General features: G+C 68.6%; 13 protein-coding genes and 1 pseudogene. 7 read left to right on the top strand and 7 right to left on the bottom strand.

The annotated features are described in order from the left end of the window. Window positions 1–205 precede the first annotated feature (205 nt). Genes ACZ55A_RS18225 through ACZ55A_RS18240 form a run of 4 tightly spaced genes read left to right on the top strand, consistent with a single transcriptional unit; the run spans window position 206 to window position 4,810 of the window. Window positions 206–1,831: a peptide ABC transporter substrate-binding protein gene (locus ACZ55A_RS18225; protein ID WP_468840907.1), complete on the top strand. Its 1,626-nt coding sequence runs from the start codon at window positions 206–208 to the stop codon at window positions 1,829–1,831. Between the two features lie 27 nt (window positions 1,832–1,858). Then, window positions 1,859–2,782, top strand: coding sequence for an ABC transporter permease (locus tag ACZ55A_RS18230; protein WP_468840909.1), 924 nt, complete (start codon window positions 1,859–1,861; stop codon window positions 2,780–2,782). Next, entirely contained in the window at window positions 2,775–3,767 is a 993-nt protein-coding gene (locus tag ACZ55A_RS18235; RefSeq protein WP_468840911.1) for an ABC transporter permease, read from the top strand. The genes ACZ55A_RS18230 and ACZ55A_RS18235 overlap by 8 nt, the downstream gene beginning before the upstream one ends. Window positions 3,768–3,778: 11 nt before the next feature. Then, entirely contained in the window at window positions 3,779–4,810 is a 1,032-nt protein-coding gene (locus tag ACZ55A_RS18240) for an ABC transporter ATP-binding protein (RefSeq protein WP_468840913.1), read from the top strand. 40 nt (window positions 4,811–4,850) lie between these two features. Here the strand turns inward: ACZ55A_RS18240 and ACZ55A_RS18245 are convergent. Beyond that, a pseudogene (locus tag ACZ55A_RS18245) lies at window positions 4,851–6,038 on the bottom strand (RNA-guided endonuclease InsQ/TnpB family protein); the annotation flags it as partial. Window positions 6,039–6,190: 152 nt separating this feature from the next. Here ACZ55A_RS18245 and ACZ55A_RS18250 point away from each other — a divergent pair. Beyond that, window positions 6,191–7,234 (top strand): ABC transporter ATP-binding protein, encoded by a 1,044-nt coding sequence (locus ACZ55A_RS18250; RefSeq protein ID WP_468840915.1) that lies wholly within the window; start codon window positions 6,191–6,193, stop codon window positions 7,232–7,234. A gap of 121 nt (window positions 7,235–7,355) precedes the next feature. On the opposite strand, the gene ACZ55A_RS18255 is transcribed toward ACZ55A_RS18250, so the two are convergent. The 5 genes from ACZ55A_RS18255 to ACZ55A_RS18275 form a co-directional block, all read right to left on the bottom strand. Beyond that, window positions 7,356–8,483 (bottom strand): ABC transporter ATP-binding protein, encoded by a 1,128-nt coding sequence (locus tag ACZ55A_RS18255; RefSeq protein WP_468840917.1) that lies wholly within the window; start codon window positions 8,481–8,483, stop codon window positions 7,356–7,358. A gap of 11 nt (window positions 8,484–8,494) precedes the next feature. Further along, the gene (locus ACZ55A_RS18260) at window positions 8,495–9,556 is read right to left on the bottom strand and encodes an ABC transporter ATP-binding protein (protein WP_468840919.1); all 1,062 of its coding nucleotides are present in this window, start codon (window positions 9,554–9,556) and stop codon (window positions 8,495–8,497) included. Window positions 9,557–9,567: 11 nt separating this feature from the next. Continuing rightward, complete coding sequence (locus ACZ55A_RS18265; RefSeq protein ID WP_468840921.1) at window positions 9,568–10,539, bottom strand: ABC transporter permease; 972 nt, start codon at window positions 10,537–10,539, stop codon at window positions 9,568–9,570. Between the two features lie 144 nt (window positions 10,540–10,683). Further along, window positions 10,684–12,483: an ABC transporter substrate-binding protein gene (locus ACZ55A_RS18270; protein ID WP_468840923.1), complete on the bottom strand. Its 1,800-nt coding sequence runs from the start codon at window positions 12,481–12,483 to the stop codon at window positions 10,684–10,686. Window positions 12,484–12,587: 104 nt separating this feature from the next. Continuing rightward, on the bottom strand, window positions 12,588–13,622 hold the full coding sequence (locus ACZ55A_RS18275) for an ABC transporter permease (RefSeq protein ID WP_468840925.1): 1,035 nt from the start codon (window positions 13,620–13,622) through the stop codon (window positions 12,588–12,590). Between the two features lie 495 nt (window positions 13,623–14,117). Here ACZ55A_RS18275 and ACZ55A_RS18280 point away from each other — a divergent pair, with 495 nt between their 5' ends. Next, complete coding sequence (locus ACZ55A_RS18280) at window positions 14,118–15,221, top strand: hypothetical protein (protein WP_468840927.1); 1,104 nt, start codon at window positions 14,118–14,120, stop codon at window positions 15,219–15,221. A 38-nt stretch (window positions 15,222–15,259) separates the two neighbouring features. Here ACZ55A_RS18280 and ACZ55A_RS18285 read toward each other — a convergent pair whose 3' ends face one another. Further along, window positions 15,260–17,455: a S9 family peptidase gene (locus ACZ55A_RS18285; protein ID WP_468840929.1), complete on the bottom strand. Its 2,196-nt coding sequence runs from the start codon at window positions 17,453–17,455 to the stop codon at window positions 15,260–15,262. 281 nt (window positions 17,456–17,736) lie between these two features. On the opposite strand from ACZ55A_RS18285, the gene ACZ55A_RS18290 reads away from it, so the two are divergent. Beyond that, complete coding sequence (locus ACZ55A_RS18290) at window positions 17,737–17,931, top strand: hypothetical protein (protein ID WP_069572140.1); 195 nt, start codon at window positions 17,737–17,739, stop codon at window positions 17,929–17,931. Window positions 17,932–17,939: the final 8 nt, after the last annotated feature.

The following is a 17,939-nucleotide window of genomic DNA, read 5'->3' on the forward strand; positions in this document are numbered from 1 at the left end:
AAGCAGTCCACACACCAGGCCCCGGAGGTCCGTCACCGCACCCGACAACCACCTGGCCCGCCGCAGGCGCAACGGCGAACAACCACCACGGCGGGCCAGCCGACAACGTGGGCGAATGGAGTAGCCGCGGGCGCCCCTGAAGTGCGTGATGCCAGGTCTTGGGATCTTATGTGCCGTAGGCACGATCCGGAGCTGAGGAGGCGTCATGCGCGGACGCGGGGGCGTGAAGTGGTGGGGGGCGGGAGCTCTGGCCGTCGCGGTCGCGCTCGTGGCCACGGCGTGTGGTGGGGGGAGTGCCGGCCGGTCCGGGGTGGTGAGTGCGTCGTGGGGGGATCCGCAGAATCCGCTGGAGCCGGCGAATACGAACGAGGTGCAGGGCGGCAAGGTCCTGGAGATGCTGTTCCGGGGGCTCAAGCGGTACAACCCGAGGACCGGGGCCGCGGAGAATGTCATCGCGGACCGGATCGAGACCAAGGATTCGCAGCACTTCACGGTGGTGCTGAAACCCGGCTGGACTTTCAGCAACGGAGAGAAGGTCACCGCCAGGTCGTTCGTCGACGCCTGGAATTACGGGGCGCTGATCAGCAACAAGCAGAAGAACGCGCCTTTCTTCCAGTACATCGAGGGATTCGACCGGGTGCATCCGGCGAATGGCCGGCCCACCGCCAGGACGCTGTCCGGGCTGTCGGTGAAGGACGACCGGACCTTCACCGTCACGCTCCATCAGAAGTTTTCGACCTGGCCGGACACGCTGGGCTATACGGCCTTCATGCCGCTGCCGCGGACGTTCTTCACGGACCATGCCGGGTGGCTGGCGAAACCCGTCGGGAACGGGCCGTATCTCGTGGACTCGTACGACAAGGGGTCCGTGCTGCGGATGCGGAAGTGGGAGAAGTATCCGGGGGACGATCCGGCCCGTAACGGCGGGATCGATCTGCGGGTCTATACGGACAACAACACGGCCTATACCGATCTTCAGGCGGGGAACCTGGACCTGGTCGACGATGTGCCGGCCGCGCAGCTGAAGAACGCGCGGAAGGATCTCGGCGGGCGGTACCTCAATCAGCCGGCCGGGATCATTCAGACCCTCACCTTTCCCATGTACGACAAGCGGTGGTCGCGGGCGGGGGCGGACAAGGTCCGGCGGGGGCTGTCGATGGCGATCGACCGGGCGCAGATCACCGAGGAGATCTTCCAGCGGACGCGGACGGCGGCCACCGACTGGACCTCGCCGGTGCTGGGCAAGGACGGCGGGTACAAGGCGGGGCTGTGCGGTGCGGCCTGTGTGTTCGATCCGGCCAAGGCGCGGCAGCTGATCAAGGAGGGCGGTGGAATTCCCGGCGGCCGGATGACGCTCATGTACAACGCGGACACCGGGTCGCACAAGGACTGGATCGACGCGATCTGCAACAGCATCAATAAATCGCTGGGCGATGACAAGGCGTGCGTGGGAAACCCGGTCGGGACGTTCGCCGATTTCCGCAACAAGATCGCGGCCAGGTCGCTGACCGGACCTTTCCGGGCCGGCTGGCAGATGGACTATCCGCTGATCCAGAACTTTCTTCAGCCGCTGTACTACACCAACGGCTCCTCGAATGACGGCAAGTTCAGCAACCCCGGCTTCGACAAGCTGGTGAACGAGGCGAATGCGGCGACGGATACCGGCGCGGCCGTCGCGAAGTTCCAGGACGCGGAGAAGATCCTCGCCCAGCAGATGCCGGCCATCCCGCTGTGGTACCAGAACGGCAGCGGCGGCTATTCGGACCGGATCAGCCACGTCTCGCTGAATGCGTTCGGCGTGCCGGTCTACAACCAGATCACGGTCAACTGAGCGGACAGTGAAGGAGGTCGGGGATTCATGGGACGCTATGTGGTCCGGCGGCTGCTCCAGATGGTCCCGGTGTTCATCGGCAGCACCTTCCTGATCTTCTTCATGGTGTACGCGCTGGGCGACCCGGTCGCCGCGATGTTCGGCGACCGCGCACCGGACCCCGCCACCGCCGCACAGATCCGCCGCGACCTCTACCTCGACCAGCCGCTGTGGAAGCAGTACCTGCATTACATGGGGCAGATCTTCCAGGGCAATTTCGGCACCGCGTTCAACGGCCAGTCGGTCACCGAGCTGATGGCCTCGGCATTTCCCGTCACGCTCCGGCTGACACTGGTCGCCGTCGTCATCGAGATGATCGTGGGCCTGGTGCTGGGCGTGTTCAGCGGACTGCGGCGCGGCCGGAGCATCGACACCACGGTGCTGATCGCCTCCCTCGTCGTGGTGTCCATCCCGACATTCGTCAGCGGCTATCTGCTGCAATTCGTGTTCGGGGTGCGGTGGGCCTGGGCCGCGCCGTCCGTCGCCCCCGAAGCGCCGCTGAACGAACTGCTGCTGCCGGGGCTGGTGCTGGCGCTGGTCTCGCTCGCCTATGTGACCCGGCTGACCCGTACCTCGATCGCGGAGAACGCCCGCGCCGACTACGTCCGTACCGCCGTCGCCAAAGGCCTGCCCCCACACCGCGTCATCAGCCGCCATCTGCTGCGGAATTCGCTGATCCCGGTCGTCACCTTCATCGGCACAGATATCGGCGCCCTGATGGGCGGGGCGATCGTCACCGAGCGCATCTTCAACATCCATGGCGTCGGATTCCAGCTCTATCAGGGAATCCTCCGGCAGAATTCGCCGACCGTCGTGGGCTTTGTGACGATCCTGGTGCTGGTTTTCCTCCTCGCGAACCTCCTCGTCGATCTGCTCTACGCCGTCCTCGACCCGAGGATCCGCTATGCCTGAGCCCTATGTCCCCAAGGAAGCCATCGGCCACGGCGACGGCGGTTCCGCCGCGCTGGCCATCGGCGAGGCGGAGTCGCTGGAGCGCAGGCCCGGTGCCGCACCGCCCGGCGCCGGGCCACCCGCCGGAGTGCCGCTCGGCAAACCGCGCAGCCTGTGGAGCGACGCCTGGCACGATCTGTGCCGCAACCCGGTCTTCGTGCTCTCCGCGCTGGTCATCGTCTTCCTGGTGATCATCGCGATCTGGCCGCAGCTGATCGCCACCGGCAACCCCTACCGCGCCGACCTGGCCAAGGCCCAGCAGGGCTCCCAGCCCGGCCACCCCTTCGGCTTCGACACCCAGGGCCGGGACGTCTACACCCGGGTGGTCTACGGCGCCCGCGCCTCGATCACCGTCGGCGTCTGCGCCACGACCGGCGCCGCACTGCTCGGCAGCCTGCTGGGCGGACTGGCCGGCTTCTTCGGCCGCTGGTCGGACACCCTGCTCTCCCGGACCGCCGACATCTTCTTCGGCATCCCGGTGATCCTCGGCGGCCTGGTCTTCCTCTCCGTCGTCACCAGCACCACGGTCTGGCCGGTCGTCGGCTTCATCGTGCTGCTCGGCTGGCCGCAGGTCTCCCGGATCGCCCGCGGCTCGGTCGTCACCGCCAAACAGAACGACTACGTCCAGGCCGCACGGGCGCTGGGCGCCGGCAACGGACGGATGCTGCTGCGGCACATCGCCCCGAACGCCGTCGCCCCGGTCATCGTCGTCGCCACCATCGCGCTCGGCACCTACATCGCCCTGGAGGCGACGCTGTCCTACCTGGGCGCGGGCCTGAAGCCGCCCACCGTCTCCTGGGGCATCGACATCTCCACCGCCTCCACCTACATCCGCACCGCGCCGCACATGCTGCTGTGGCCGGCCGGCGCGCTGAGCATCACGGTGCTGGCGTTCATCATGCTCGGCGACGCGGTGCGCGACGCCCTCGACCCCAAGTTGCGCTGAGGAGAAGGCAGATGACCAACGGTGCCGGGCAGCAGGGGGACGGCGGTGCGGCGACGGCCCTGCTCGACGTACGGGACCTGAAGGTGGAGTTCCGTACGAGGGACGGGATCGCCAAGGCCGTCAACGGCGTCAGCTGCCGGGTGGCGCCCGGCCAGACGCTGGCGGTGCTCGGCGAGTCCGGCTCCGGCAAGTCCGTCACCGCGCAGGCCGTGATGGGCATCCTCGACTCACCGCCCGGCTATGTGACCGGCGGCGAGATCGTCTTCCAGGGCCGCGATCTGCTGAAGCTGCGCAAGGACGAGCGGCGCAAGGTCCGCGGCGCCAAGATGGCCATGATCTTCCAGGACGCGCTGTCCGCACTGAACCCGGTGCTCAGCGTCGGGGCCCAGCTCGGGGAGATGTTCCAGGTCCATGAGGGGTCCTCCCGTAAGGAGGCCCGTGGCAGGGCCGTGGAGCTGATGGAGCGGGTCGGCATCCCCGCCGCCCGGGCGCGGGTGGGGGACTATCCGCACCAGTTCTCCGGCGGGATGCGCCAGCGCATCATGATCGCGATGGCGCTGGCCCTCGGCCCCGACCTGATCATCGCGGACGAGCCGACCACCGCGCTGGACGTCACCGTCCAGGCGCAGGTGATGGACCTGCTGGCGGAGCTCCAGCGCGAGCTCACCATGGGGCTGATCCTGATCACCCACGATCTGGGCGTGGTCGCGGACGTCGCCGACACCATCGCGGTGATGTACGCGGGCCGGATCGTCGAGACCGCGCCCGTCCACCAGCTCTACCGGGCGCCCGCCCACCCGTACACCCGCGGGCTGCTGGACTCCATCCCGCGGCTGGACCAGAAGGGACAGCGGCTGTACGCGATCAAGGGCCTGCCGCCCAACCTGACCGCCATCCCGCCGGGCTGCCCCTTCAACCCGCGCTGCCCGCTGGCCCAGGACATCTGCCGCAGTGAGCTGCCACCGCTGTACGAGGCCGGCCCCGGCCGGGCCAGTGCCTGCCACTTCTGGAAGGAGACCCTCGGTGACTCCGCCCACGCGTGAATGCGCGGGCTTCCTGCGTCGGTGGCCAGGCCGCGACGCAGAGGGCCAGCCCGGCCCTGTTTGCCGTGTTGAGGGCACCGATGCGGTCGGCGTGGTCGCCGTGCCCACACCGGAGGCACTCGAAGCGTTCCCGGTCGCGGTTCTCCGCTGCCGTGTACCCGCAATGTGGGCACTGGCGGGAGCTGTTGCGGGGATCCACCGAGATCAGCTCGCGACCGGCGCATTCTGCCTTGTCTGCGAGGATGCCGAGGAACACGCCCCAACCCGCGTCCAGAATTGCTCGGTTGAGCCCCGTCTTGGCCGAGGCACCGTTGGGCTCGTAGGTACCGTCTCCGGCCTGTCTCGGGGCTGGGCGGCGGATCATTGCCTTGATGCTCAGCTTCTCGTGCGCGATCATGTCCGCCTGCCGCACAAGGGTGAGCGCAGTCTTGTGCGCGTGGTCGAGCCGCTGACGGCGCACCTTTGCGTGAAGCTTGGCCACCCGGCGTATGGCCAGACGGTGCGCCTTGGACCGGTCCCGAGCCCGCTTGCGTTTCGGGAAAGCGCCAAGCGCCCGCTGCGCGGCGGCCAGCGCTTCGGTAACGCTCGCCAGGTGCCTCGGGTTGGCGAAGTGCTGCCCGTCGCTGGTGGTGAGGAAGTGCGTGATGCCCATGTCGATGCCGATCTCACGGCCTGTCGCGGGCAGGGGCTCGGTGGGTATGTCGTCGCAGGACAGCACCACGAACCAGCGCGCCCCCTCACGCTTGACACTGATCGTTTTGACTCGCCCGCGCACTGGACGGTGCTGGTGAACGCGTACGTGTCCGATGCCTTGGAGACGTACGCGGGTTTGCGCATCGTGCGGGGTGGAGTCCCACCTGCAGCCGTCCCCGTCCTTGGGCCATTCCACCGTGTCGAACCGCGAGAGCGAACGGAACCGGGGGTGGCCCGGCGCCTGCCCTGCCTTGACGCGGCGGAAAAACGCCTCGAACGCCCGGTTCAACCGCCGCAACGTGGCCTGCTGGGACGAGAACGACCAGCGTGTCTGGTCTGGATCGGCGGCACGGATCTCCTTGAGCTGCGCGGACTGGTCCGCGTACCGAATACGCGTCCTGGACGGGTGCAGCCAGGCGTCCCGCCGCTCCTGGAGCGCTCCGTTGTACAGAGTGCAGTGGGCGGCAAGCATCGCCGACAGCGCTGCCTGCTGCCGCACTGTCGGCCTCAACAGGAACTTGAAGCTCCGTCGCATGGTCGTTCACCTCCTCCCAGCCAACGCGGCCCACCGTACGTGGTCCCACTGACAACAGCGCAGATCTGTGCAGAAGGCCGAGGTCAAAGGCGTTGAAGCGAGTAAATCCCCCCACGCCGGAAGGAGATTCCTCCTATGCCGGCCATCCGACGGTGCGCGGCGAGCCGATCCTGGAGGTCCGCGACCTGGTCAAACACTTCCCGCTCACCCGGGGTGTGGTGTTCAAGAAGCAGGTGGGCGCGGTCAAGGCCGTCGACGGGGTCTCGTTCGCCCTCCGCAAGGGCGAAACCCTCGGCATCGTCGGCGAATCGGGCTGTGGAAAGTCCACCGTCGCCAGGATGCTGGTCGCCCTGGAACGCCCGACGGCCGGTCAGATCCTGTACCACGGCGAGGACATCACCCACCTCTCCGGCCGCGCGATGAAGTCCGTACGCCGCAACATCCAGATGGTCTTCCAGGACCCCTACACCTCCCTGAACCCCCGGATGACGGTCGGCGACATCATCGGCGAACCGTACGAGATCCACCCCGAGGTGGCCCCCAAGGGGGACCGCCGCCGCAGGGTGCAGGAACTCCTGGACGTGGTGGGGCTCAACCCCGAGTACATCAACCGCTATCCGCACCAGTTCTCCGGCGGCCAGCGGCAGCGCATCGGCATCGCCCGCGGTCTCGCCCTGCGCCCGGAGATCATCGTCGCCGACGAGCCGGTCTCCGCCCTCGACGTCTCCGTCCAGGCCCAAGTCGTCAACCTCCTGGAGCAGTTGCAGGACGAGTTCGACCTCTCCTACGTCTTCATCGCGCACGACCTGTCCGTCGTACGGCACATCTCCGACCGTGTCGCGGTGATGTACCTGGGCCGGCTCGCCGAGACCGGCACCGAGGAGCAGATCTACGACCACCCCACCCACCCCTACACCCAGGCCCTGCTCTCCGCCGTGCCCGTACCGGACCCGGGCGCCCGCGCCCACCGCGAACGGATCCTGCTGACCGGCGATGTCCCCTCACCGGCCAACCCGCCCTCCGGCTGCCCCTTCCGCACCCGCTGCTGGAAGGCTCAGGACCTGTGCGCCGAGGTCGTCCCGCCACTGGAAGTCCCCCCGGAATTCCGGGAGTCGACGGGCCCGGAGCGACACCCCTCGGCCTGCCACTTCGCGGAGGAACGACACGTGGTACCGAGCGGCCGGGCCCCCTCCTAGGCCAGGTCGCGCGCACGCTCCGGCGTGGCCGGCGTCTCCGGTGTGGCGTCCGGAAACGCCAGCGCCGCCGCGGCGGGAGAGATTCCCGCCACGGCGGCAGCCGGTACCGCGCAGTTACGCCTCAGTCGTCGGACTCCGGCGCGGCCTCCTCCATCGCCGCCAGCGCCGGGTCGAGGATGATGTCCTCGTCGCGCGCCGCGGTCGTCGGCTCCTCCGGGAAGTGGCAGGCCGTCAGATGGCCGGTGTTGTTGCCGGAGAGCTGGAGCAGCGGCGGCTCCTCGGTGGCGCACTTGTCCTGCGCCTTCCAGCAGCGGGTACGGAAGCGGCAGCCGGACGGCGGGTTGACGGGGGAGGGCACGTCGCCGGCGAGCCGGATGCGCTCCCGCTCCTCCTCGTCGTTCTCCACCAGCTTGGCCTCGGGCACCGCCGACAGCAGCGCGTGGGTGTACGGGTGCCGCGGCCGGTTGTAGATCTCGTCGCGGGGGCCCACCTCGACGATCTTGCCGAGGTACATCACCGCGACCCGCTCGCTGAAGTGCCGCACGATCGCCAGGTCGTGGGCGATGAACAGGAACGCGATGCCCAGCTCGCGCTGGAGGTCCTGGAGCAGGTTGACGACCTGCGCCTGGATGGAGACGTCCAGGGCCGACACCGGCTCGTCGGCGACGATCAGCTTCGGCTCCAGGGCCAGCGCCCGGGCCACACCGATGCGCTGCCGCTGACCGCCGGAGAACTCGTGCGGGAAGCGGTTGTAGTGCTCCGGATTGAGGCCCACGGTCTCCAGGAGTTCGCGGATCCGCTTCTCCCGGCCACCGGTCGGGTTGATCCCGTTGATCTCCATCGGGCCGCCGATGATGGTGCCCACCGTCTGCCGCGGGTTCAGCGAGGCGTACGGGTCCTGGAAGATCATCTGGATCTCGGAGCGGACCGGTGCCAGCTCCTTGCGCCCCGCGTGGGTGATGTCCTGCCCCGCGTACGTGATCTTGCCGGAGGTCGGCTCCATCAGCCGGGTGAGCAGCCGTCCGGTGGTGGACTTGCCGCAGCCCGACTCGCCGACCAGGCCGAAGCTCTCGCCCGCGTGCACGGTCAGGTCGACACCGTCGACCGCCTGCACCGCGCCGACCTTCCGCTTGAACGGAAAGCCGCCGTAGATCGGGAAGTGCTTGGTCAGGCCTTCGGCGGTGAGCAGCGGCTCGCCCTGGGCGGGCGCGGCGTCGCGCGGCGCCGGAAGGGTGACGTTCTCTGCCATGGTGGTCGCTCCTAGCCCAGCCGGGGCTTGATCTGCTCGGTGAAGAGGGTCTGCTTCTGCTCGGCGGTCAGATGGCACGCGGCGGCGCGCCCGAGCTCCAGCAACGGCCGCTCGTCGGTGCAGCGGCTGCCGCCGACCTCGGCGGTGAAGTCGCAGCGCGGGTTGAAGGCGCAGCCGGAGGGCGGGTTGAGCAGGCTCGGCGGGGAGCCGGGGATCGGGTGCAGCGCCTCGCTGACGTCCGAGGAGAGCCGCGGCATGGAGCTCAGCAGGCCCCAGGTGTACGGGTGCCGGGGCTCGGTGAGGATCTCCTTGACGGAGCCCCGCTCCACCGCCCGGCCCGCGTACATCACCAGCAGGTCGTCCGCCGTGTTGGCGACCACGCCGAGGTCGTGGGTGATCAGGATGATCGCGGAGCCGAACTCCTGCTGGAGGTCCTTGAGCAGGTCGAGGATCTGCGCCTGGACGGTGACGTCCAGGGCGGTGGTCGGCTCGTCGGCGATCAGCAGTTGGGGGTTGCAGACCAGCGCCATGGCGATCATCGCGCGCTGGCGCATACCGCCGGAGAACTGGTGCGGATAGTCGTCCACCCGCAGATTCGGCTGCGGGATACCGACCTTGGTCAGCATCTCGATGGCGCGCTGCCGGCCCTCGCGCTTGCTGGCGCCGGTGTGCTTCATGAACGGCTCGGCGATCTGCCGGCCGACCGTGTAGTACGGCGACAGCGCGGTCAGCGCGTCCTGGAAGATCATCGCCATCTTGTTGCCGCGGAGCTTCTCCAGGGTCTTCTCCCGGGCCCCGGTCAACTCCTGGCCGTCCAGGTGGATTTCGCCGCCGATCGTGGTGGCCTTCGGGTTGTGCAGGCCCAGGATCGCCAGGTTGGTCACCGACTTGCCGGAGCCCGACTCGCCCACGATGCCGAGGGTCTGGCCGCGTTCCAGATCGAAGGAGAGCCCGTCGACCGCCTTGACGATGCCGTCCTCGGTGGAGAACCGGACATGCAGGTCACGAACGGACAGGAAGGGGTCGGACCCGGCCGGCACGGTGGTGCCTTCGGTCTTGGTGAGTGTGGTCACTTCAGGCTCTCCTAGGACAGGCGCACGCGCGGGTCGATGAAGGCGTACGTCGCATCCACGATGATGTTGAACACCAGGATCAGGGCCGCGCTGAAGACCAGCACGCCCAGGACCATGGGCAGATCCAGGGTGATGACGGAGTCGATCGCGAGCCGTCCGACGCCCGCCAGCTGGAAGGTGAACTCGGTGATCATCGCGCCACCGAACAGCGAGCTGAGGTCCATGCCGAGGATGGTCACGATCGGGATCAGCGAACCGCGCCAGGCGTAGCGCAGGAAGACATACGCGCCGGACATGCCCTTGGCCTTGGCCGTCCGGACGTGTTCCTCCTGAAGCTGCTCGATCATCGTCGAGCGGGACATACGGGTGTACTGCGCGGTGAAGATCGTCGCCATCACGACCCAGGGGATCAGCAGGCCCATGAACCAGCCGGCGGGGTTGGAACTGAACTCCACGTACTTGGGGGAGTCCATGAGGCCGCTGTACACGAACAGGCCGAGCGCGATCGGACCGAGGATGTAGATCTGTGCCGAGCTCAGCACCATCGAGATCGAGGTGAGCACCTTGTCGATCATGGAGCCGCGCTTGTAGGCGGCGAGCAGGCCGGTGCCCAGACCGACGGTGAGGAACACCGCGGCGCCGCCGATGGCCAGCGAGGCGGTGGTGGGGAGCCGGTCGATCAGCGTGGACCAGACGTCCTGCTTGGTGGCGAAGGAGTAGCCGAAGCAGGGGGCGTTGCAGTGGCCGATGGAGTAGTCCCGGCCGGCGAAGATGCCGACGAGCCAGTCCCAGTACTGGGTCGGCAGCGGCTTGTCGAGGCCGAGGTTCTGGTGGATCAGCGCGATGTTGTCCGCGGTGCAGTTCTTTCCGCAGGACATCGTCGCCGGGTCACCGGCACCGAAGAAGACGAAGAAGGTGAAGGCACTGAGCAGGAGAAGAATGACAACAGCGCCGAACGTCCGGCGAAGTAGGAATTGAAGCATGGCAGTTCGCTGCTCTCAGGACGGCGGCGGCATGGGCGTGAGGGGTGGCGGACCAAAGGCCCCGGAGGGCGCGCGTTCCGCCGTGTGCGCGCCGTCCGGAGTGCCTTCGTCATGCGGTGTGTGTCCCTGAAGGGGCTGCTGTGGCTACTTCTTCAGGTACAGCGTGTTCGGGTCGAGGTAGCTGACGTCCATGTTGTAGCGGGTGCCACCGATGTTCGAGCCGTGCAGCTGGAGCATCTTGGTGTAGAAGACCGGCGCGGCCGGGTTGACCTTCTCCACGATGTACTGGTGCAGCTTCTGCCACTCCTCGGTCGCCTTCTTGACGTCCGTGATCTCGGAGATGCGGGCGATCTCGGAGTTCACGTGCTTGTCGTTGACGTGGGAGTAGTTCGAGGCACCGTCCTGGATGGTGGTGCCGTCGTACGACGGCGGGATGACGGTGGAGGCGTCCGGCCAGTCCTGGCCCCAGCCGGTCATGTAGATGTCGAAGCCGTTGTCGACCTTGCCCATCTGCTCGTACCAGGAGGCCGCGTCGACCTCCTTCTTCTGCACGTTGAAGCCGGCCTTGGTCAGCGCGTCCTCGATGACGACGGCTTCCTTCTGGCGCGCCTCGGTGTTGGAGTAGGCGTAGACGAGCTTCATGCCCGTCTTGCCGGCCTCCTTGAGGAGCTTCTTGGCCTTCTCCACGTCGCCGTTGGGCTTCGTCAGCTTGCCGTAGGGGTCGTAGCCCTTCTTGTAGCCCGCGACGGTCGGGGCGAGCAGACCGCCGGCGATCTCACCGCCGTAGCTGCCGCCGTTGACCCGGACGATCTGCTGGCTCGGCATCGCGTAGGTGATCGCATCGCGGATCTTCTTGTCCTTGATGCGGTCCATGTTGAAGTTCATCTGCCAGACGTAGGGCTGGTAGCCCTGGACCAGGCGCTTGCTGGCGCTGGCGTTGGTCAGCACGTCCTTGGTCAGCGTGGGGTCCACCGCGTTGGTGAAGCTCACCGCGTTCTTGGCCTCACCCTGGTCGGCCATCAGGCGCTTGGTGGAGTCCGAGGCCTGGTGGTTGAAGGTGATGCTGTAGCCGTCCGGGTACGCGGTACGCATCGGGTCCGTCTTCGGGTCCCAGTTCTTGTTGCGCACCAGCTGCATCGCCTTGCCGGACTTGAACGACGCGATCTTGTACGGGCCCGCGCACACCGGCGCCACGTCGTAGGCGTCCTTGGTGTCCTTGGCGCTGTCCGGGACCACGCTGTAGCCGGGCATCGTCAGCGCGTACGGCAGCTGCGACTGCGGCTTCTTGAAGTGGAAGATGACGGTCTTGTCGTCCGGCGTGTCCAGCACGCTCTTGGGCAGGTGGTCGCCCTTGTACGGACCGTCCGGCAGCGCCTTGCGGTAGGTCGTGCCGGCGCCCGACAGCCAGGTCTGGATGTACGTCGGGCCGTCGGTGATGAACTTGGCGTACAGCCGCTCTATGGAGTGGCGGATGTCCTTCGAGGTGATCGGCTTGCCGTCCTCGAACTTGATGCCGTCCTTGAGCGTGTACTTCCAGGTCTTGCCGCCGTCGGACATCTGCCCGGCGTCGGTGGCGAGGTCACCGACGACCTTGGCGTTGCCCTTGTCGTCCTGCTTGAAGGCGGTCAGACCGCGGAAGATCAGCTGCGACAGCGCCTTCATGTCGCTGACGTACATCTGACCGGGGTCGAGGTGGTTGTAGCTGTCACGCTGGTACACGCGGATGGTGCCGCCGCGGTGCGCGCCCTTGACGGCGACCGCCGGGCCGGTGGAGTCGGCGGCGGTGCCCATCGGGATCGCCTTGGCCTGCGCGGCGGCGTCCGCGTCCGTCTGCGACTTGTTCTTGTCGGAGCCGCTGCCACCGCTGCAACCGGTCAGCGCGAGTGAACCGGCCGCCAGGGCCACGATCACCGCGCGAGCTCTGCGCGTAGAAAGTGCGTTCATGAGTTCCGAGCACCTGCCTGTCAGTTGGGGTCCAGTTGTGCTGTCCGAAGCATCCGGGCAGGCCCGGCCGGTGGGGTGACAGCAACCCCTCCTCAAGTGGACGATCAGCGCCCTGACTTGGGGTCGAAGGCGTCGCGGACCGAGTCTCCGAGCAGGTTGAAGCAGAGCACGAAGATCAGCATGGCCGCGGCGGGGAAGAGCAAGAAGGTGGGGTCGTTCTCGTAGAAGCGGGCGCCTGCCTGGAACAGCCGGCCCCAGTCGGGCGTGGGCTCGATGATGCCGACGCCCAGGAAGGACAGGCCTGCCTCCGCGGTCACGAAGAGGGGGAGCATGTATGTGCTCTGCACCAGTACGGGGGTGACGACGTTCGGCAGCAGTTCCTTGCGGATGATCCGCCAGGGCGAGGCGCCGGTGATCTTCGCGGCCTCGACGAACTCCCGCTCGCGCAGCGAGAGCACCTGCCCTCGCAGCAGCCGGGCCAGACCCATCCAGCCCAGGAACCACTGCACGATGATCAGCGCGCAGACCCGGACGTACGTGGGGGTCTCATCGCCCGGCGGCACGAACAGCGCCACCACGACCGGCATGAAGGCCACGAAGGTCAGCTGGCTCGGGAAGGCCAGCAGGAAGTCGATCACCCGGCTGAGGAAGTAGTCGGCCTTGCCGCCGACGTAGCCCGCCGTCACACCGATGATGATGCCGGTGACCACGGTCAGGATGGTCACCGCGACGGAGATGCCCAGCGACATCCGCATGCCGTAGATCAGCTGCATGAACACATCGCGGCCCAGCTGCGGCTCGATACCGAACCAGTGCGCGGGAGAGATGCCCCCGTTGGCGCCGGCGGGATAGCCGAACTCGTCGAGGAGGTTGGGGTCTTCGTTGGCGTAGAGCGTGTACGGGTCCTTGCCGTACAGCGCCCCGATCACCGGCGCCAGCGCCGCGATGACGAAGAAGGCCAGCACGACGATCGCGCAGACCACACCCGTGCGGTCACGTTTGAACCGCATCCACATCAATTGGCCGGGGGATCGGCCGACGAGCTCACCGCCCTTGCTCTTCTTTTCCTTCTTCAGACCCTTGGGTCCAAGCCCTGGGGTGTCGGACTTGGTAGCCGCGGTCTGGGATGGACTAGTCATCGCGAAGTGCCCCCGCGCCGAGTTCTCTTGGAACGTGAAGCGGCGCCGATCGCACCGCTGGATGAGCGGACTTTCGCAAGTGATTTATGGCGGAGTCAAGGGGATCGGGTGCGCTAGTGAACAGGTCGTCTACTTCTTGAGCGAAGATTGCGCAGATCGACGCCAGGGCGTGCTTGACAGGGGGGCGCGATATACGGCATGGGGGACATATAGCCACCAACTGCTTTAACATGAAGGCAACTTCACTGTCGCAACACCGATATACGGACGCGCCATGATGAACAACGTACGGCCGTGCGGGTGCCGTAGACCGGCCGGGACGCCAGGCGGCGCCCCGGCCGGTTGTCGTTTTGCACACTTTGCACCCGGTGCCCCCTCCGGCTCTGTTGTCCCCACGCCAGGAGTGCAGTAGACCTGCGGTGGACGCCTCGTATACCGGGGCGCCGTGGACGACCCTGGTACACCGACACGGACGGGGGGCGGACCGTGTCCACAGTGCGGGATCGCGTTCTCACCCGCGGTGCGCGCAGCGCCGGCGCGCTGGTCTGCCTGCTGCTCGCCCTGCTCAGCACGGCCTGGATCATCCGGGACCTCACCCTCGCCCAGCACCCCGCCGACCTGTGGTGGACCTGGCTCGGAGAGGCCCGCCGGCCAGGGGAGTTCACCGCCTGGGCCACCTGTCTGCTCGACCCGCTGCTGGTGCTCGGCGCGCTCACCGCCGCCCTCGCCGCACTGCGCTCCGCCGTCCCCTCCTCCGTGGCCGCCGGCGCCCTGCTCTCCCTCGCGGCCGCCACCGCCCTGCTGCGCACCCCTCTGGTGTGGACGCTCAGCGCGGGCTGGCTCCAAGGGCTGGACAGCGGTCTCATCTCGCGGGCACGGCTGACCGCCTTCGCCCAGCTCGCACTGGCCGCCGTACTGATCGTGGTGGTCGCGGCGGGCCGACGGTTCGAGGGGCGCACCGGGCGCCCGGTACGCGGGCTGCCGGAGGTCGCCTCGTCGGCGTACGGAGTGGTCCACGCGCCCCTGTACGACGCGGACCTGGGCCGGCCCGGCCGGCCGCACAAGGGCCCGGCCCGCACCACCGCGGCCCTCCTCGGCGCCGCCGCACTGGCCGTCGCCGGCTGGGAGATCCACTGGCTGCTGCGGCTCGGCACCGATGTCTACCGCAAGGGCCTGCTCGGCGACGCCTCGGTCTTCCGCGCCCTGCTCCAGCCGCCCGTGCACTGGCACGCGGCGGCGCTCGCCCTGCTGGCCCTGGCGGCCGCGGCCGCCGCACTGCGCCGGGCGGCCTGGGCCCGGCCCGCGTCCGTCGCCGCCGCGGCGCTGCTGCTGGTGCACGGCGCCGTGTTCCTCGCCTTCGCCGTGCACACCGGCGAGGTGGACCGTTTCGCCGCGCTGCCCGCCGCGGCCCGGCTGGAACTGGCCACCGCGGCCTTTGTGGCCGCCGCCGGCCTGGTCACCCTCATCGTCGCCGCCCGGCGCGGTGTACCGGACGCCGCCGACGGCACGGACACCGTCCTGGCGTACGGCTCCGCCCCGGGCGAGGCGCGGCCACCGCACGCCCCGCCCCCGCCGTCCACGCTCCCGCCGGGCTGGTGAGCCACGCCCCAGGCAGGGCGCGGCTCACCAAGCCCGTCCTACCGGGCGGAGATTCCCAGTGACCGCTTGAGGAAATCGACCTGAAGCAGCAGCAGGTTTTCGGCCACCTGCTCCTGCGGCGTCATATGGGTCACCCCGGACAGCGGCAGCACCTCGTGCGGACGGCCCGCGGCCAGCAGTGCCGACGACAGTCGCAGTGAATGCGCCACCACCACATTGTCGTCCGCCAGGCCGTGCACGATCAGCATCGGCCGGTGCGGCTCCACCGCCCCGGACAGCCCCTCGTCGGTGAGCAGCGAATTCTCCGCGTACACCGCCGGCTCCTCGTCCGGATGCCCGAGGTAGCGCTCCTGATAGTGGGTGTCGTACAGCCGCAGATCGGTCACCGGCGCCCCCACCACCGCCGCATGAAAGACATCGGGACGGCGCAGCGCCGCCAGCCCGGCGAGATAGCCGCCGAACGACCAGCCACGGATGGCCACCCGCGTCATGTCCAGGGGAAAAGATCCGGCCAGCGCCTGGAGGGCGTGCACCTGGTCGTCCAGCGCCACCTCGGCGATCCGCCGGGAGACCGCCTTCTCCCAGCCCGGGGAGCGCCCCGGCGTGCCCCGGCCGTCCGCGACGATCACCGCGAACCCCTGGTCGGCGAACCACTGCGAGGTCAGATGCGCGTTGTGCGAGGCGACCACCCGCTGGCCGTGCGGACCGCCGTACGGGTCCAGCAGCACCGGCAGCGGACCGTCCCCCTCCGCATAGCCGGAGGGCAGCAGCACCGCACACGGAATCTCCCGCTCCCCGGCCACCACCAGCCGGGGCCGGGCGGTCAGCACCGGCTCCTCGGCGTACGAACCGATCGTGGCAAGGGACTTCTCCCCGCCGTCCGGATCCAGCCGGACCACCTCCACCTGCGTACCGGGCCGCTCCAGCGACGTCTGGGACAGCACCGTCAGCGGTCCGCCGCGCACCGCCGAGGACACCGTCGGATACGGCCGCGCGCCCACCCGCTCCCAGCCGCCCTGGTCGCCGCTGCCGCGGAACCAGGCACGGTAGACACCGATGTCGTGCATATCGGTGCCGCTCGCGGAGAACAGGACATCGTCCTCGCCGATGTCCAGGACGGCCCGCACATGCAGCGGCGACCCGGTCAGCGGCCGGGCACCCACGAACAGCTTGCGCGCACCGCCCTCGTCCGCGATCCGCACCAGCCGCCCGTCCGGCGTCCAGGCCGGCACCCCGGGGAACGGCTCGACCCAGACCTCGTCCTCGTCCTCATGCACCGTCCTGGTCGCACCCGTCGCGGTGTCCACCGCCAGATAGCGCTGATCGCGCTGGTCACGGGCCTGCACCAGCAGCAGCGGCGGACCCGACGCAGACCAGTGCACCCGCGCCAGATACGGGTAGCGCCCGGTGTCCCAGCTGACGTCCGTACGCGAACCGTCCAGCCCGAACAGCGTGAGACCGACCTCGGCGTTGGCGGTACCCGCCGCCGGATAGGCGACCTGCGCCGGCTCGCGGTCCGGGTGGGCCGGGTCGGAGATCCACCAGCGCCGCACCGGCGACTCGTCGACCCGCGCGGCCAGCACCGCATCGCTCTCCGGAGACCACCAGAAGCCCCGGTAACGGCCCATCTCCTCGGCCGCGATGAACTCCGCAAGACCCCAGGTCACCTCGGGCCCTTCGGGCTCCGCCAGCACCCGGTCCGCCCGTACGCCACAGCCCCCGGCCCCGCCCTCGCCGCCGTCCGACGTCGTGGCGCCGTCCACCGCCACCACCCGCAGCCGGCCCTCCGCGACGAATGCCACCTGCCGGCCGTCCGGTGACGGACGCGGGTCCACCACCGGCCCGTGCACCGGGAGTTCACGCGTCGTACCCGCCCGCAGCTCCGACACGAACAGCCGGCCCGACAGCGAGAACGCCGCCAACTCCACCGCGGAGTCCGTCGCATAGCCGACGATGCCCGCCGAACCCTCCCGGCTGCGCTCGCGGCGGGCCCGCTCCTCCGGAGGAAGGTCCTCCTCCGCGCCCGCCAACAGGGCCCGCGGATCGGCGGCCGTGAACTCCCGTCCCTCCTCCAGGTCGAGCACCCACAACTGCTGGCTGCGATCGGTGCCCGAGGAGGAACGCAGGAAGGCGACGCGCGCACCGTCGGGGGAAATGCTGTAACCACGCGGTGCGCCCAGAGTGAAGCGCTGCGTACGGGCAGATTGCCGCGGGAACGAAGGCTGTCCGGTCATGGGGCCGAGCCTAGGCCCTGCCCCGTGGATCCGGACCGTTCCTGATCGCCCCGATCACTCCCCGCGAGCCGGGGCTCACCGCGGTCGCGTTCGTGAAGATCGTGTGCGCCCCCGCTCTGCTTCCGTGCTCCGACTTATGCGCTACGTCGGAAAGTTATGATCCCTTGCGCGTAGTGGGTACGGGGTAAAGAGCCCTTGGCATACCCCGGTGCGCGGTTCCGTGGAAGCGGTCCGGGCACCACAACTCTGTCCGGACCGTGTGTACTTGGAGGTGGGCCGCCGTGGCACTCTCGATTTCGGCGGTGGTGCTGCTGGCGATCATTGTCTTCTTGCTCGTCAAGAAGTCCGGACTGAAGGCGGCGCATGCCTTTGTGTGCATGCTGCTGGGCTTCTATCTGGCCAGCTCGTCCATCGCGCCCTCGGTCAAGACGCTGACGACGAACGTCGCCAGCATGATCGGTGGCATCAAGTTCTGAGGCGCCAC

The sequence above is a fragment of the Streptomyces sp. NPDC034111 genome (assembly GCF_055575375.1).